The 14376-nt window shown below is 53.2% G+C and carries 13 protein-coding genes and 2 tRNA genes; 9 read left to right on the top strand and 6 right to left on the bottom strand.

Features of this window, described 5'->3' with window-relative positions:
* Positions 1-117 precede the first annotated feature (117 nt).
* A complete protein-coding gene (locus RHJ80_RS03520) occupies positions 118-702 on the top strand; it encodes a GerMN domain-containing protein (RefSeq protein WP_310801472.1) in 585 nt (194 codons plus the stop codon).
* On the opposite strand, the gene RHJ80_RS03515 is transcribed toward RHJ80_RS03520, so the two are convergent.
* Complete coding sequence (locus RHJ80_RS03515) at positions 672-1922, bottom strand: APC family permease (protein WP_206201084.1); 1251 nt, start codon at positions 1920-1922, stop codon at positions 672-674. The two genes, RHJ80_RS03520 and RHJ80_RS03515, sit on opposite strands and share 31 nt — an antisense overlap.
* A 103-nt stretch (positions 1923-2025) precedes the next feature.
* Between RHJ80_RS03515 and RHJ80_RS03510 the strand changes: the two genes are divergently transcribed.
* The 6 genes from RHJ80_RS03510 (at position 2026) to RHJ80_RS03485 (ending at position 8659) form a co-directional block, all read left to right on the top strand.
* A complete protein-coding gene (locus RHJ80_RS03510; protein WP_310801471.1) occupies positions 2026-3096 on the top strand; it encodes a hypothetical protein in 1071 nt (356 codons plus the stop codon).
* A 62-nt stretch (positions 3097-3158) separates the two neighbouring features.
* Complete coding sequence (locus RHJ80_RS03505; RefSeq protein WP_149820854.1) at positions 3159-4106, top strand: F0F1 ATP synthase subunit gamma; 948 nt, start codon at positions 3159-3161, stop codon at positions 4104-4106.
* A gap of 91 nt (positions 4107-4197) precedes the next feature.
* Entirely contained in the window at positions 4198-5187 is a 990-nt protein-coding gene (locus RHJ80_RS03500; RefSeq protein ID WP_315863362.1) for a glycosyltransferase family 4 protein, read from the top strand.
* A 74-nt stretch (positions 5188-5261) separates the two neighbouring features.
* Complete coding sequence (locus RHJ80_RS03495) at positions 5262-6311, top strand: SpoIID/LytB domain-containing protein (protein ID WP_310801470.1); 1050 nt, start codon at positions 5262-5264, stop codon at positions 6309-6311.
* A gap of 19 nt (positions 6312-6330) precedes the next feature.
* Positions 6331-6951 carry a hypothetical protein gene (locus tag RHJ80_RS03490; RefSeq protein WP_310801469.1) on the top strand — a complete coding sequence of 207 codons (621 nt, stop codon included), beginning with the start codon at positions 6331-6333 and terminating at the stop codon, positions 6949-6951.
* 10 nt (positions 6952-6961) lie between these two features.
* The gene (locus RHJ80_RS03485) at positions 6962-8659 is read left to right on the top strand and encodes a hypothetical protein (protein ID WP_310801468.1); all 1698 of its coding nucleotides are present in this window, start codon (positions 6962-6964) and stop codon (positions 8657-8659) included.
* Positions 8660-8688: 29 nt separating this feature from the next.
* Here RHJ80_RS03485 and RHJ80_RS03480 read toward each other — a convergent pair whose 3' ends face one another.
* Positions 8689-9324 (bottom strand): TMEM165/GDT1 family protein, encoded by a 636-nt coding sequence (locus tag RHJ80_RS03480; protein WP_206201079.1) that lies wholly within the window; start codon positions 9322-9324, stop codon positions 8689-8691.
* A gap of 45 nt (positions 9325-9369) precedes the next feature.
* Between RHJ80_RS03480 and RHJ80_RS03475 the strand changes: the two genes are divergently transcribed.
* Complete coding sequence (locus RHJ80_RS03475; protein WP_310801467.1) at positions 9370-10812, top strand: TldD/PmbA family protein; 1443 nt, start codon at positions 9370-9372, stop codon at positions 10810-10812.
* A gap of 5 nt (positions 10813-10817) precedes the next feature.
* On the opposite strand, the gene RHJ80_RS03470 is transcribed toward RHJ80_RS03475, so the two are convergent.
* Together RHJ80_RS03470 and RHJ80_RS03465 are read right to left on the bottom strand one after the other, a co-directional pair.
* Positions 10818-10899: transfer RNA gene (locus RHJ80_RS03470), tRNA-Leu, on the bottom strand.
* A 24-nt stretch (positions 10900-10923) separates the two neighbouring features.
* A complete protein-coding gene (locus tag RHJ80_RS03465; RefSeq protein WP_302676815.1) occupies positions 10924-12591 on the bottom strand; it encodes a hypothetical protein in 1668 nt (555 codons plus the stop codon).
* Between the two features lie 113 nt (positions 12592-12704).
* On the opposite strand from RHJ80_RS03465, the gene RHJ80_RS03460 reads away from it, so the two are divergent.
* Positions 12705-12778 (top strand) — tRNA-Arg (locus tag RHJ80_RS03460).
* A gap of 113 nt (positions 12779-12891) precedes the next feature.
* Here the strand turns inward: RHJ80_RS03460 and fba are convergent.
* Both fba and RHJ80_RS03450 read right to left on the bottom strand, forming a co-directional pair.
* Positions 12892-13971: a class II fructose-bisphosphate aldolase gene (gene fba / locus RHJ80_RS03455; RefSeq protein WP_181495590.1), complete on the bottom strand. Its 1080-nt coding sequence runs from the start codon at positions 13969-13971 to the stop codon at positions 12892-12894.
* A gap of 159 nt (positions 13972-14130) precedes the next feature.
* The gene (locus RHJ80_RS03450) at positions 14131-14376 is read right to left on the bottom strand and encodes a type II toxin-antitoxin system HicB family antitoxin (protein WP_149820869.1); all 246 of its coding nucleotides are present in this window, start codon (positions 14374-14376) and stop codon (positions 14131-14133) included.

The raw sequence follows: 14376 nt of genomic DNA, 5'->3' as shown, positions 1-14376 counted from the left end.
CTATCCTCTAGTTTAAGCAGTGGGCAACTGCCCCTAAGGCCACAGGCACTGGAACTTTACCCTTGAATCATAGCGTCTAAGGTAGAGGCAGGTGCATCCCGCCAAGGAGAGATCGTGATGGTAGCAAAAGTCACCCGCTCCCGCCCCGCCTTGATTGTGCTGGCGGTTATTGGCCTTGCCTCGGCTGGTACAGCAGCATGGCTAACCTTGAGTCCCCCCCGGCAGGGAGATTCGGTTCCTAATCCGGCGGAAGTTGCCCAGCAGCAGGAAACTCAAATCTTTTGGGTCAAGAATGAAGGGGATAGCCTCGTTTTAGTGCCCTCTACGGTACGGATCAATACCCCGGCAACGCGGCCAGAACTCTTTATTCAATCTCGTCTGGAGCGACTTTTGGCGGGTCCTGCCAATCAAGATGTCACCACCAGCATTCCGGAAAATACCCGTGTCAATCGTGTAGAAGTCAAAGCCGATGGCATCCATGTGGATCTCTCTCCAGACTTTACCAAAGGGGGGGGAAGTGCTTCGATGCAAGCACGTCTAGGACAGGTACTGTACACAGCAACAGTGAATGATCCCAATGCGCCAGTTTGGATTTCCATTGGGGGTGAACCCCTGCGCGTCCTAGGGGGTGAGGGGCTAGAGGTGACGCAACCGATGACCCGGCAAGACTTTCAAACGGCCTTTGCCCTCCGCACCCAGTAGTGCCAAGCAAGTCCAAGAAGAATGAGACCACACCCCGACAGCCACACTTGGACTTCGACCCAAAAAGCCAGCCCTAGACAACCGATTAAACCTGCAACCGCAAGCCAGCGGGGAAATTGTGGCTCCTTCAGTTGCAGTGTGGCAAGGTTGGTAATGGCGTAGTAAATCAGCACGCTAAAGGCACTAAAAGACCACGTAGTTTTTACATTGCCAATCAGGATCAAGAGGGCAATCCCCCCACTCACCGCAAGAACGGCAGCAACAGGTTGTTTTCCTTGGGCTGGAATCTGAGCCAAAATTGCCGGTAAATCTCGCCGTCGCGCCATTGCCAACACCACACGGGAGAGGCCGAGCAACAGATTGAGCAGAATCCCGACCATGGCCGCGATCGCCCCCAGCGTAATCAGAGGCGGCAGCCAAGAGACACCCAATTCACTGGCGACAATCTCTAAAGAGGCAGCCGTAGTCAACTTCCCAGAGCCATGACTCCCCAGAACAATCAAGACAACACTGAAGTAGAGCAGGACAACAATACCAATGGCTAGGGCAATGGCTCGTGGAATGGTTCGCCGAGGAGTCTTGACCTCCTCCGCCAGCACAGCAATACGGGCATAGCCGGCATAGGCGACAAAGAGCAGTGCCGTTGCTTGGAGAAGATTCTTGAGCGAGAGTGGTTGCGATGCTGCCGACCAAAGTAGCCCTCCCTGTTGTTGGACGTGGCCAATGCCGACAAAGAGCAACAAACTGGTGAACGTGACTAGGAGAATCCCCAGATTCACTTGCGCCGATCGCCGGATGCCCAAAAGCACCACACAGGTCAAGACCGCCAGTAGCCCCAGAGCAGCCATGATTTGCCAGCGCCCGCTATTGTCCTCTAGGCCGAGCCATTGGAAGAGATAAGCCATACAGCCAAGGGCAGCAGTGGCTGCAGAAGCCGATTTGGCCAGTAAAAACATCCACCCCGCTGTAAAGCCCAAAGGGGGAGAAAGATAGCGATACCCATACTCGTAGGTGCCCCCACTCACAGGATGGGAGGCCGCCAATTGGGCACTACTGAGGCCATTACACAGCGCGATCGCGGCTGCTAGGATCAGGGCTATCAACACCCAAGGGCCAGCGAGGTCGGTGGCAATGCCTAAACTGACAAACAGCCCCGTACCAATCATTGAGCCTAGACCCGTTAAAATGGCGCCCCACAGTCCTAGTTCGCGTTTGAGCATGGAGTTTCGTTCGAGAACTGAAGAACGCCTTCTAGCCTAGAGGATAGGGACGGCGATCGCTATAATTGGAGCAATTCTTAGCACGCGCGCAGGTATCAGGATCATGGCCAGTCCAGAACCCCCTAGCAACCAACCCGACGATCTCCTAGAAAACATCATTACTGATTTGGGTGAGTTGGACGAGCCTCCTGCACAGGATATTGATCTCAACTCCCTGACGGCTGAATTGGAGTCACTCACCCTGACTGCAGAACAGCGGGCGATCGCCCAAAACCAAGCCCTACAGGAGCAAATTAGCCAGCTGACTGCAGAACTGCACAACGTTCAACAGCAGCGAGATCAACTGAGCCAAGACCTTGCCCGCCTTCAGCAGGAGCATCAGACCCTTTTGGCCAAGATGAAAGAACTGGGGGCGCAAGCAGCAACGCCAGCAGTAGAAGCAGCCCCCCTAGAAGCGGAAATTGCCCGCCTCCGTGAAGAAAATGCCACCTTGAGCGGCCTGCGGCAAAATCTTGAACAGGAACTGGCACAGGCGCTCATTCAGCAAGACGAACTTCAGCAGCAACTGGTGACACTGCAACTGCAAGCCTCCCAGATTCAGGAACTGCAAAGTCAAGTGGCAACCCTGCAATCCCAAGTCTCACAAATTCAAGAACTTCAAGATCAACTGGCCTCGCTGCAAACAGAAAAAACAGCTCTCGAACAGCAACTTCAGGCGGTATTGGCTGCTTCACCACCCGCTCCTTTGGAGGATACCGCCCTTCTCGGTAATCCCCCAGACGCCGGCCTTGCCCAACAACTGGCGGAGATAACGCGGCAACTCACCCAAGTGGAAAGGGAGCGCGATCGCCTGCAAGAGGAACTTGCCCAAGCGCAAAATGAACTGCTCGGTCTGCAGCACGATTTAGAGGTGCTGCGCAACCAATCCTCAACCGTTGTCCCCACTGAACTCACCCTTGCTGCCCAGGAAAATCACCGCCTGAAGCGACAACAGTGGCGGCGTGACACCGTGCTTTGGATCAGTGGCATTGCGGCAACGGTGGTTTCTGCTTTGAGCGTCAGCTTAAATCTCCCGCAGCCCATTGGCCGCATCATTCCCCCTGTCGCCGCTTTGGCAGTTCCTGTGATTACAACGCTGGTTGGTAGGGGTGGGTCAAGTGAAAAGACTGCTTAGGCGATCCCCCTCTGGGCTAAAATCTTAGGGCAGGGACGCTTTGCTTAGGAGTTTAGATTACCGTGCCCAATCTCAAAGCTATTCGCGATCGCATCAAAACGATTAAAGATACCCGCAAAATTACCGAAGCTATGCGCCTCGTGGCGGCAGCAAAAGTTCGCCGTGCCCAAGAGCAGGTCATGGCGAGCCGTCCCTTTGCCGATCGCTTAGCTCAGGTGCTCTATGGCTTGCAAACCCGACTACGCTTTGAGGATGCCAATTTACCGCTATTGGCCAAGCGTCCTGTGAAGACGGTGGCGCTGCTGGTGGTGACGGGCGATCGCGGGCTGTGCGGCGGTTACAATACCAACGTTATTCGCCGTGCCAAGGAGCGTACCCAAGAACTCGAAGCCGAGGGCGTCAAGTATATTCTGGTGATTGTTGGTCGCAAGGCAGCCCAATACTTCCAGCGCCGTAATTATCCCATTGATGCCGTGTACTCTGGCCTAGAGCAAATCCCCTCCGCCAGTGAAGCGGGTCAAATTGCCAGTGAACTGCTCTCCCTCTTTCTTTCGGAAACGGTGGATCGGGTGGAACTCATCTACACCAAGTTTGTCTCCCTCATTAGTTCAAAGCCCGTTGTCCAAACCCTGCTCCCCCTCGATCCCCAAGGGCTAGAGGCGCCCGATGATGAGATTTTTCGGCTGACGACGCGGGGTTCGCATCTGGAAGTTAACCGCGAGAAAGTCACCTCAACCTTGCCCGCTTTGCCCTCCGATATGATTTTTGAGCAGGATCCGGTGCAAATTCTCGATGCCCTGCTGCCCCTGTACTTGAATAACCAGTTACTACGGGCACTGCAAGAGGCCGCCGCCTCGGAATTGGCAGCGCGGATGACGGCAATGAATAACGCGAGCGATAATGCTCAAGCGCTGATTGGAACCCTCACCCTCTCCTACAACAAAGCGCGTCAAGCCGCCATTACCCAAGAAATTCTCGAAGTGGTGGCGGGTGCTGAGGCTCTGCGCTAGGAGTTGACCTCTGAAGCTGCTTTTTGTTTCCACTTCGGTTGGCCCTCTGGGTACAGGAAAAGGGGGCGGTGTTGAATTGACGATCCTCAATATGGCTCAGGCCTTGGGCGATCGCCAGCATACCATTCACATCCTTGCCCCCGAGGGTTCCCACTTGCCAGTGACGGCAACCATTGAACCAGTAGCGGGTGCCCTTCAAGTGCCAGCGCAGCATCAAACCCGCGATCAACCGATTACACTGCCCCCCAATAGTGTGTTAGCCAATATGTGGGCACGGGTGCGGCAGCTTCAACAGGAATTTGATGTCATTGTCAACTTTGCCTACGACTGGCTGCCCTTTTACCTGACGCCTTTTCTCAGCCGTCCTGTGGGGCATCTGGTGAGCATGGCCTCAGTTTCCGATGTCATGGATCAGGCGATCGCCCGTGTCATTGATGACTATCCGGAAACCATTAGTGTCTATACCCGTACCCAAGCCGCCACCTTCCCTTTTGGCGATCGCTGCGTGTGTTTGGGCAGTGGTCTTGATCTGTCCCTCTATGACTTTTGTGCAGAGCCAGAGGATGCCCTGTGCTGGCTGGGGCGCATTGCTCCTGAAAAGGGACTCGAAGATGCTGTCGCCGCCGTCAATGTCACCCGTACCCCTTTGAAAATCATGGGGCAACTGCAAGATATAGACTATTGGCAGCGCATTCAAGCAGATTACCCCAACGCCCCCATTGAATATCTGGGCTTTTTGCCAACACGGGAAATGCAAGCACAGCTGCGGCGCTGTCGCGCTTTGTTGCTGACCTCCCGCTGGGTCGAAGCCTTTGGCAACGTTGTCATCGAAAGCCTTGCCTGTGGCGTTCCCGTCATTGCCTACGATCGCGGTGGGCCGAGTGAAATTGTCCGTGATGGTCAAACCGGGTTTCTCATTACCCCGGATTCTGTCGAGGCCTTAATTGCTGCCATTGGCAAGATTGATCAAATTGATCGAGCGGCCTGTCGGCAGCAGGCGGAACAGGAGTATAGCTTAGCTGTTTATGGGGATAGGGTGGAGCAATGGCTACAACGGGTAGCAGCCTCCTCTCTGCCCTAAACCAGCAAATGTTGCATGGCAAATTCCGTACTCCCCTATACAATAGGCAAGGTGCTAGTGGAGATGACACCTGAATGGGCTGGGTTCTGTTCCAAGGAACAAAGCGAGGACACTCACCCTTGCTCATTTCCTTTACGATGGCCACGATCGCCAGTGCCGGCCTAGGGTTCTGGTTTTTGCGGAACCTATCCCCGACACCGATTGCTCTTTCAGAGCCAATTCCTTTACCTGACCCAATTCAACTTGAACGACCTCTGCCTCGGCCGATTTTGGATGGCCGCGATCCCCTATTAGCAACTGTCCCCAACAAAGTCCCCCAACCACCAGCGGCTGCCTCTACCCACGCCAAGGCAATCTTGCCCACAGTGCCCCCTCCTGCCCTGCAACCCGTGCCTCCGAGCCAAGGTCCTGCCCCTCAAGTGCGGGTGGCGATCGCCCGCGATCAAAGTCAACTGACCGTTGGCACCGCCGTAGCTACCGCTGTCACCAATGATCAACAGCAAGTGATGACGCAGCTTACCCCTTCCCAAGGGGTCGTGGTCACAGCCCGCGATGGCTTTTTGCTCTGGAATGGCCAACCCCTTGCCCCCTCCCTCTGGATTCGCCCCAGCAATCAACTTGCGTTTGTTGGCGATAAATGGTATCGCGGTGTGGTGCGCCTCATTGCTCAGGGAAACACGGTTACAGCCGTCAATCAAGTGGACTTGGAACAATACCTCGTGAGTGTGGTGGGTTCAGAGGTCTATCCCGACTGGCCAATGGAAACCCTCAAAGCCCAAGCGATCGCTGCCCGTTCCTATGCCCTTGCCCAAATGTTTCAACCCGCCAGCCGCTTTTTTGATCTGGGGAACGACGAGCGTTGGCAGGTGTATCGTGGGATTGAAACCGAGTGGAACACCACTCAAGCGGCAGTCCAAGCCACGCGGGGCATTGTCCTCACCAAAAGTGGACGAGTGATGGTTTCGATGTATGCAGCAACCGACGACATTGTGCGCGATGTCTTTGGCGGGCGTGGCATGAGTCAGACGGGTGCCTATGAACTGGGCAAGCGCGGCTACAACCACCTGCAAATTTTAGGCACCTACTATCCGGGGGCGGGTCTATCGCAACTGCAAACCCAATAACTCTTTGGAGGCCAAGTCCATGAAATCTCCTCTTTTAGCGACTACCCTTGCTTTGACAACGGTGGTCTGCCTTCAGTACAGTGGGCGAGCAGATTCGCCCTTGACCTCCACCCCCTTCTACGAAGCCTATACCGATGTGCCCATGGTGATGCGAGCCAAGCGCAGTGGCCGCCTTGATCTGAAAATGTCGGAGTGGCTCTCTTCGCCGCAGGTTCCCACAGATCACAAAGCTGCCCTGATCAATGCCCTCGGCTGGGATTTCAACGGCAAAGCCAATGGTCAAGCCTACCGCGCCTATCTTGCCCTAAGACAGGGTACGACCCCTGAAAATATCCCGCTGGAAAGCCTTACCGCCGATGACTTAATGACCCTAGGGTATCTCACAGCAATGGACAACTACTTTCAACCACAGCGGGGGATGTCTTTTCTCAATATGGCACAGGAACGTGACCCCGAAAGCTATGCGATCGCGATGGTACGCGGCCTTGTGGAAGCACAAACCCTCTTTGATGTCAGTTGGTGTCAAGTCTGGCAAGCGGTGAATCGCGTGGATGAAAATCCGCAACTGAAACGGGATTTACGCCCGAAGGCACGGGAGATTATCCTCAAATACATGCGCTTATACCGTCGGGATTGCTAAGTTTCAGGTTATGGGGTGTATCGAAGAGTTCATTGCAAGAACGATTCAACAAAAAGGCCACCTTGCCTTTGCCAAGGGGTGGGAAAAACTGGCGATTGATAAGTGGAGGATGAATGAGTATCAAGCAGTGATCTCAGCCCTCAACCATGCCTTAGCAATGGATCCTACCATGGCAAGATGTTGGTACCTGTTGGGCATGATCAGTGGTGTTGATAGTGATTTACAACAGGCACTAGCAGCCTACGAAAAAGCGATTGAACTGAGACCTGACTGGCAAATTGGCATTGACTTTCTCAAGTGTACGAGGTACTTGATTTACGTTTATAAAGATGTAGAAGAGCTACAGGATTGCCGTCAAAAAATCAGAGAATCCGTTGCCGAGTTCTATCAAACGTTTCAGAGTTTCTCTTTAGATAAGAAACAATATCTCTCGAAGTGGCTGGGGAATGTGAACACATTTTTACTGCCCTATCAAGGGAAAGAAACCCGCGATGTCCAACAACAGTACGGGCAGATGATCTACGAAATCATGACCAGTGTGATTCCAGCCGCCAAAGAACGCCCCCCAATGCCACCAGTGAAGGCCAATGAACCTCTACGGATTGGGTTTGTTTCAGGGCACTTTCGTATGCATACGGTTTGGAAGTTGCTGCTCCACGGCTGGCTTAAACATCTTGATAAAGCACAATTTCAGCTTTATGGCTACTACGTGCGAGATGATGGCGATCGCTGTACGGAGCAAGCAAAAACCTACTGCCATCGCTTTGTCATGGGCACCAAATCACCTGCAGAATGGTTTGAGCAGATTCGTGCCGATCAATTACATCTAGTGATTTTCCCCGAACTGGGCATGGATCTGGAACTGAGCAAGATTGCCGCTCTGAAATTAGCGCCGATTCAATGTATGTCTTGGGGGCATCCCGACACCTCTGGGCTGCCGACAATTGATTATTTCCTCAGTAGTGAGTTGATGGAACCACCTGATGGCGAAACGTATTACCTAGAAAAACTGATTAGGCTAAAAAATCTGGGAATTGCCTTTAGTCCGCTGCCCCCCGACCCGCGATCGCCCATTACGCGGGAGGAATTCGGCCTCAAAAGCGATGCCGTTATCTACGGTTGCTTGCAAAGTGTCTTCAAGTATCTCCCCCAGTTTGACGACATCTATCCCGAAATTGCCGCAGCAGTGGGGAATTGCCAATTTGTCTTTATAACCCACTTTATGACCAAAAACAGCCGCCAGCGGTTTGAAGGACGTCTAGAACGAGCTTTTGCTGCCAAAAACCTTGACTATAGGGCGTACTGCTTCTTCTGCCGCCCCTTAAACTTCTATGGTTTTACCTCAATGCTGCATTGTCTCGATGTTTTCCTAGACAGCCTTGAATGGTCAGGGGGGAATTCTACCCTTGAAGCCCTCTACTATGCCCAAGTCCCTATGGTGACCACACCAGGACGCTTTATGCGGGGGCGGCATACCGCTGGTATTCTCACACTCCTAGAGCTACCGGAATTAATTGCACCAGATGTTTCTGCCTATATTCAAAAAGCCATTGAACTGGGTCAAAGTGCTGAGTATCGCCAATTTATCCGCGAAAAAATCCAAAACAATCTGCCGAAGGTGTTCGAGGATCAAGCCGGGGTGCGCTCCCTTGAAGACTTTATGCGCGCTGCGGTGCAGGAGTTTGCCACCTCTGGTCGCCTCCTATAACCAATTGGAGTTCTAGATTCAGAAGCGGCTCAAGAAGCCCTTGGCATCCCTTGCAAGGCGGTAACAATCGCGAAGATTAAAAATAGGGCACCACCGCCCAAGGTCAATGTCCGTTCGGAGATGCGTCCAGCCATCAGGCCGCCGCCTAGAACCGCGATCGCCACACAAATGCCGTGACCAAGAATCGCGCCGAGGGCAACCCCTAGGGCATGGCTCGCGGCAGCAAGGGTAATCGTTGCAATTTGGGTGCGATCGCCCCATTCAGCAATGAAGGTGAGACTAAAGGCCTCCACAAAAGTCGCCCAAGCAGGGTTACTGCCCCAACGGCTGAGATTGGCTTCCGCCTTTTCAACGGTTTCCACTGCCGCTTCACACTCATCCTCACAGGGGCTATCCCCCATTCGCCAGCCTTGAATTAGCATCTTGAGACCAAAAACAGTGAAGAGCAAAATCGCCGCATAGAAGGTGAACTCTCGCGGTAAAAGTTGAAAGACCTTGCCCACGGCCACTGAAAGCAGTGTCATCACAATTAAAGCCGCCCATGACCCTAGGAAGACCCACCGCTTGCTGTGACGGGTCGCCAAAATCATGGCAATAAAGAAGGTCTTGTCTCCCAGCTCAGAAATCGTGATGAGGGCCAGCCCCGCAGTAAAAGCCGTTAGCATGGAAAAGAATTCAAACTTTACCATGCCTCAGATTAGCACGCTGCCATGACGACACCGAAGAATTTCACCGCCCTTTTGAATCAGGTGAATTTACCCCTTGATTGGCTTGGGCTGCGTTATGTTGAGGAGATTGTCACGACTCGCAGTGCTCGGGATGGCTACCCCGAGGTGAACCAGCGATCGCGCCAGCGGGGTGTCATGGTTGAGGTGCTCGTCGATGGTCAATTTGCCTATACAGCAACCCCAAATTTGCAACCCAGTGCTATCCATCGGGCGATTCAGCAGGCCTATCAACAGGCGAAAACCGCTGCCCATTGGCGAGTCTTTAACTTTACGCCAGCGGCACGGGGCAAGGGCAAGGGACACTATCGATCGCCCCAGCAGCAACCTTTTGACCAACTTTCAGCCGCTGAGTTGAATCACCTCCTCAAGGACATTTGCCATTGCCTCAAAGTCAGTGACGACATTGTGCAAACCCGTGCCTTTGTGCAAACTGTAGAGACCACCACTCAGTGGTTGACCAGTGATGGCAGTCAAATTGAACAGCAATTTTATCAAGTGCTCACCGATATGAGCGCCACGGCTCAGGGGGCAGGGGTAGTGCAGCAGCGAACCGATCATGGTTGGTTAGCGCGGTGCTATCAAGGGGGGCTAGAGTGGCTGACGGCTGATCAATTGAGCGATCGCGCCCGCCACATTGGCGAGCAGGCCGTTGAACTCCTCAGTGCCCAAGAGTGCCCAGAAACAACGACAACACTGGTACTCGCCCCCGATCAAATGATGCTGCAAATCCACGAGAGCATTGGTCATCCCCTAGAGCTAGACCGCATTTTGGGGGATGAGCGCAACTATGCCGGCAGCAGCTTTATTCGCCTTGAGGACTTTGGGCAGCGGCAGTACGGCTCCCCCCTCTTGAACGTCACGTTTGATCCGACCGTTGCCGGTGAACTGGCCAGCTATGCCTTTGATGATTTGGGGGTGGCGGCTGAACGCATCTATCTCATCAAGGAAGGACGCCTCCTGCGCGGTCTGGGCAGCCTTGAAAGTCAGCAGCGAGCGGGTGTCCTTGGTGTTGCCAATGCCCGTGCCTGTTCTTGGAATCGTCCCCCCATTGACCGGATGGCGAACCTGAATATTGAGCCAGGGACACAGTCCTTTGCCGAGATCATTGGCAACATTGAGTCGGGGGTGTACATGGAGTCCAATCGTTCTTGGTCAATCGATGACTACCGTCTCAAATTTCAGTTTGGCTGTGAATATGCCAAGCGCATTGAAAATGGCCGCCTGACCCGCACCCTGCGCAATCCCAACTATCGCGGTACCACCCCTGAATTTTGGCATAGCCTCATTGCGGTGGGAGATGCCTCCACCTTCGGTATTTTTGGTACACCGTTTTGTGGTAAAGGCGAACCCAATCAAGCCATTCGGGTGGGTCACGCTTCACCGGTGTGTGCCTTTGCCAATATCCAAGTTTTTGGCGGGGGTTGAATCAATGGGCGAGGTCAGACTCGAACTGACATGGGGTATTCCCGCTACATTTTGAGTGTAGTGCGTCTACCATTTCGCCACTCGCCCTCAGACTTATTACTATACCATGCTTTAGGACGACTGAGTCATCTCCAGAGCGTGACAAGCGCGATCCACAAGGGTCTGTAGGGCAGGCAGTTGCTCGGTGTGTTCTGAGTAGTACAAATTGGCATTGCCGCGATCGGTGTCCTCCCAAAACTTGGGCTGAGCCTGGCGCAGGCGATCGCAATTTTGCTGAAAGAGACGCTTAAACCCCGCCAAGCCGAGAACCGCTGCATCCTCCACCATATCCTCAACAATCCGCTGCGCAAACTGAGGTTGCTGCCGTGCCAAGTAAAAGAGGGCGAGTCCCATTTGTAGGAGGCGAACCCCTGTACTTTTGCCATAGGGGCGATCGCCATTTTGGGGTTGACGCAGTTCCGGTGGATTATCTAGGCGAAGCATTTCCTCCAAGAGTTCCAGTTGCAGTCGCTCCTCCCACTGCTGCTCGTTCACCAAGATTAAGACCTTCTTTAGCTCAGCGGCAAAGACATCAACAATGAAATACAGTGCAGGACTATTCTGTGCTAACTCATAGACTTCATTCCCGTAGGCACGTAGATAATTCACACACTTTTGGGTGAGCTGGGGGCGCTGGTAATGCACCAGACTCTCAATAAACCGCCGATAGTGAAAGGCCAAGTTATAGAGATTGCGTGCCTCGTTGTAACGACTGCCGTGTTTAATGGCAAAGCGCATCATTGTATTAAAGCGAATAATGATTAGGTCCAGCAAAATGTCATCCCCCATACTGAGAATGCGGTGGGCGATCGCGCACATCTCAGAGCCACACAGCGACGCGAGAGGAAACTGCTCCTCCTCCAAAAAGCGCACATAGGCATTGCCGAGGAGCCGAAAACACTTTTGCTCATAGAAGGTATGGTTCTCTTCAATCTGGCTAAATTGGTCAAACATCGTCTTGAAGGCAATATCCCCCATCACCGCACCGCTGAGGCGAAAGAAATAGGCTGGGTAGTCGGGCTTGCAACTGATGTAGTGCTGAAGCAGTTCACTGACTGCACCAATAATCTCGGCCTGCGCTCCCCGAAACGCCACATAGGCCAGCAAATCATCCAATTGGTTCAATCCCGCGATCAGGTGAGCCTGACTACGGCGCAAAAACTGCGGTTGATAGGACACCCCATCCTTGAGAACAATGCCCAGTTGACTCATGTAGTGATACTGGCGGCGGTAAATTTGCTGAGCCACACTTTCTGGCTGGATGGACTTGAGAATGTAGAAGATGTAGGGGAGGGCCGTCAAAATTGCCAAGGGCAAGAGGCCGTATAAATTCAACAGGATGCTGCCGACAGGATGCCGTCCCAAGTCCTGCAAAACCTTGATGTAGAAGATATGGGCACCCCCCAAAACCAGACACCAGACATAGATCAGGCTCGTCCAGTCCTGCATGTACAGTTCAGTAATTTTGGGGATATTTTGCGCCGCAATGGAAATCACAATGATTAACGTACCGAGGGTGAGGCCGATGACCGAGAGCCACACCTCTGGGGCAAAGCCAGTATCAAAGGTACCAGCAACCAAGCCAGCAAAGAACCTTGGGGCAGTTGCTTTTAGATGAGCGAGGACAAGATTAGCACTGCTATCCAAGAGGGCAAGGGCAGCCAGACTCAGACCAAAAGCCACAAGCGATCGCGGCAGATGGGGAGTGGTCAAGAACCAGCGGTGGAGTTTCTTCAGCATCTATCCGTTTGAGTCAAGGGTCTCCGCTCCCGACTATGACACACCCGCGCGCAAATTTCCTGTCGCCCCTTTGATCTCTCTGGGAATTCATGCTAGGATAGTGTTCCTGACTTGGGCTTGTAGCTTAGTGGATTAGAGCGGCTGACTACGGATCAGCAGGTCGGGGGTTCGAGTCCCTCCAAGCCCGTTGAGTAAAGCTGAATAAAACTATAGAGCTATTATTTTTTATTCAAATCAAAAAGGGTGACCGTAGCCACCCTCTATCACGTTACTTATCGTTGCTCAGCGATCGCAGAGTGCCTAGACCACCACGGTTTTCTGAGTCACTTGTTTCAGTTCACCTTTGGCATATTTGGCAGCATAGTCATCAAGGCTGAGTTGCTTAATTTTGCTGGCATTGCCGGCGGTACCAAATTGCTGATAGCGTTCAGCACACACTTTTTGCATGTATTTAATGGAGGGCTTGAGGAAGTGACGGGGGTCAAATTCCTTGGGTGCCAAGGCGAGAGCTTCACGCACCGCAGCGGTAATGGCCAAGCGGTTGTCGGTGTCAATGTTCACTTTGCGGACACCGCTTTTGATGCCTTTTTGGATCTCTTCCACAGGCACGCCGTAGGTTTCAGGAATTGTGCCACCGTACTGGTTGATGATGTCAATTAATTCTTGGGGCACTGAGCTAGAACCGTGCATCACCAAGTGGGTGTTGGGCAAACGACGGTGGATTTCTTCCACGCGGCTGATGGCGAGGATTTCACCCGTGGGTTTGCGGCTAAATTTATAGGCACCGTGGCTGGTACCAATGGCCACTGCAAGGGCATCCACTTGGGTACGCTCCACGAAGTCCACAGCTTGATCGGGGTCAGTGAGCAGCATTGAGTGATCGAGGGCACCTTCAAACCCATGACCATCTTCGGCTTCCCCTTTACCGGTTTCCAAGGAACCAAGGCAGCCGAGTTCCCCTTCCACGGAAACACCAATGGAGTGCGCGACTTTTACCACTTCGCTGGTGACGGCCACGTTGTACTCATAGCTGGCGGGAGTTTTGGCATCCGCTTCAAGGGAGCCATCCATCATCACACTGGTAAAGCCGTTGCGAATGGCGGAGTAGCAGGTGGCAGGCTCGTTACCATGGTCTTGGTGCATCACAATGGGGATGTGGGGGTAGGTTTCCACCGCAGCCAAAATCAGGTGACGCAGGAAGTTTTCCCCAGCATATTTACGGGCACCCCGCGATGCTTGCAAAATCACGGGACTGTCGGTTTCATGGGCCGCCTGCATGATGGCTTGGATTTGCTCCATGTTGTTGACGTTGAAGGCGGGAATGCCGTAACCATTTTCGGCTGCGTGATCGAGCAGCAAGCGCATGGGTACGAGTGCCATAGGGTTATGTCCTCCTTAGTAGAGCGGATGTATCGCTTCGTTAACCTTACCGATAATCTTAGGCTATGTTTGCTCGTTTATGTTACAGGGGAGCGATCGCTGGCCTATTGAGAATACAGTCCTTTTCTATAGATCAGCCGTACCCAAAGAGGGTGAGGTTCAAAAAATCTCCCGTACGGGAACTTCAATGCCGTTAATCACGGGTACGGGAATGCCCCGCGAGACATGGAAGTAGATCCAATCCTCTAAGAGTTCGGAGAGATGCTCGCGGCATTCAAGCACTGTCTTGCCATGGGCCTTGACCCCCTCAAGGTCTGGAATTTCACCGTAAATCAGGCCATCCTCTGCATTGAAGTGATAGATAGCCCGCTCAAGAGCCGCATTCATATAGTCCGACAGCGACAT

The sequence above is a fragment of the Thermosynechococcus sp. QS41 genome (genome assembly GCF_031583515.1).
Classification (GTDB): domain Bacteria; phylum Cyanobacteriota; class Cyanobacteriia; order Thermosynechococcales; family Thermosynechococcaceae; genus Thermosynechococcus.
This window is presented reverse-complemented; position numbering and strand designations above follow the sequence as displayed.

Bases quoted from the DNA above. Each gene is read 5' to 3' on its own strand.
- RHJ80_RS03520 (WP_310801472.1), top strand. From the start codon at position 118: ATGGTAGCAAAAGTCACCCGCTCCCGCCCCGCCTTGATTGTGCTGGCG.
- RHJ80_RS03515 (WP_206201084.1), bottom strand. From the start codon at position 1,922: ATGCTCAAACGCGAACTAGGACTGTGGGGCGCCATTTTAACGGGTCTA.
- RHJ80_RS03510 (WP_310801471.1), top strand. From the start codon at position 2,026: ATGGCCAGTCCAGAACCCCCTAGCAACCAACCCGACGATCTCCTAGAA.
- RHJ80_RS03500 (WP_315863362.1), top strand. From the start codon at position 4,198: ATGGCTCAGGCCTTGGGCGATCGCCAGCATACCATTCACATCCTTGCC.
- RHJ80_RS03495 (WP_310801470.1), top strand. From the start codon at position 5,262: ATGGGCTGGGTTCTGTTCCAAGGAACAAAGCGAGGACACTCACCCTTG.
- RHJ80_RS03490 (WP_310801469.1), top strand. From the start codon at position 6,331: ATGAAATCTCCTCTTTTAGCGACTACCCTTGCTTTGACAACGGTGGTC.
- RHJ80_RS03485 (WP_310801468.1), top strand. From the start codon at position 6,962: ATGGGGTGTATCGAAGAGTTCATTGCAAGAACGATTCAACAAAAAGGC.
- RHJ80_RS03480 (WP_206201079.1), bottom strand. From the start codon at position 9,324: ATGCTAACGGCTTTTACTGCGGGGCTGGCCCTCATCACGATTTCTGAG.
- RHJ80_RS03475 (WP_310801467.1), top strand. From the start codon at position 9,370: ATGACGACACCGAAGAATTTCACCGCCCTTTTGAATCAGGTGAATTTA.
- RHJ80_RS03465 (WP_302676815.1), bottom strand. From the start codon at position 12,591: ATGCTGAAGAAACTCCACCGCTGGTTCTTGACCACTCCCCATCTGCCG.
- fba (WP_181495590.1), bottom strand. From the start codon at position 13,971: ATGGCACTCGTACCCATGCGCTTGCTGCTCGATCACGCAGCCGAAAAT.
- RHJ80_RS03450 (WP_149820869.1), bottom strand. From the start codon at position 14,376: ATGTCGCTGTCGGACTATATGAATGCGGCTCTTGAGCGGGCTATCTAT.